The organism is Pseudomonas sp. HMWF006, assembly GCF_003061205.1.
Classification (GTDB): Bacteria; Pseudomonadota; Gammaproteobacteria; order Pseudomonadales; family Pseudomonadaceae; genus Aquipseudomonas; species Aquipseudomonas monsensis.
The window spans coordinates 1-1,032 of sequence record NZ_QAIU01000301.1 but is presented as its reverse complement, the minus strand read 5'-3'; the positions used below and the strand labels follow the sequence as shown (position 1 = coordinate 1,032).

Here is a 1,032-nt window from a genome sequence, read left to right as displayed (position 1 = left end):
CCGCCACTTCCGCACCGTAGAGACCGCGCAGGCTGGCGGCGACGTCCGGAAGCAACACACTCGCCAGCCAGTATCCGCTGATGACCCCGAACACCCCGCCGACCAGGGCCAGCACACCCAGTTCGACGATCAGGCTACCGATCAGCATCCGCGCACTCACCCCGCAGGCGCGCAGGGTACGCAGCAGTCCACGCCGTTGTTCCAGCGCCAGGCCAATGGCCGCGTGAACGATGAACAGCCCGACCACGAACGAGAGAAACCCCAAGGCATCGAGATTCAAATGAAAACTCTCGGTCAGGCGCGCCAGATTGTTTTCCTCGGCACTGCTTTTAAGCTGCAACTGACCGTTGAACGCCGCTGGCAGCTCGGCGTGAAAATCCTTCGGCAATAACAGCCGCGACAGTTGCCCGGGTTGTTCAAGCAGGGTTTGCGCGACGCCGATGTCCACCAGCAACACACCCGGGGCCATGTCCTGTTGCGCGTGCAACGGCGGCAGGGTCTGGCCGTTGACGGTCTGCGGCGTGGCGCCCTCGCTGAGGTTCAAGGCCTGCAGCGTCTCCGGTGAAATCCACGTACTACCCGGCGGCGAGAAGAACGCTACGATACGCTCGATCGGCATCGCCTGCCCGGCCACGGCGGAATCCGCCGGCAGTGACACCGGTTCGATGCCGATCAGTTGCAGACGCTGGTTATCGTGATCCTTGAGCACCAGTCGCCCCTGCAACAGCGGTGAAACCGGCCAGCCGTCGCGGCGCAGATCGACAAACCATTGCTGCGTGAAGGTCGCACCGTTCGGTGTCGCGAGACTGGCCTGGGGTTCGCCACCGATCATCTGGCTGGCCCGGGCGTAACTGTCGCGGGCCTGACTGTTCAGCGCCTCGACCCCGGTCAGCAGACTGGTCGCGAGCCACAACCCGGTCAGCACACTGAAAAACTGCACGGGATGCCGCCGCCAATGGCTGAGCAGCGCGCGCAGGGTTTGCCAGAAAACGTTCACGTCAGCCGGCCATTGGACAACACCACCCGCTGCGC

1 pseudogene is annotated in these 1,032 nt (G+C 64.1%); it reads right to left on the bottom strand.

What is annotated here, in order from left to right:
* A pseudogene (locus tag DBR24_RS32040) lies at positions 1-913 on the bottom strand (FtsX-like permease family protein); the annotation flags it as partial.
* Positions 914-1,032: the final 119 nt, after the last annotated feature.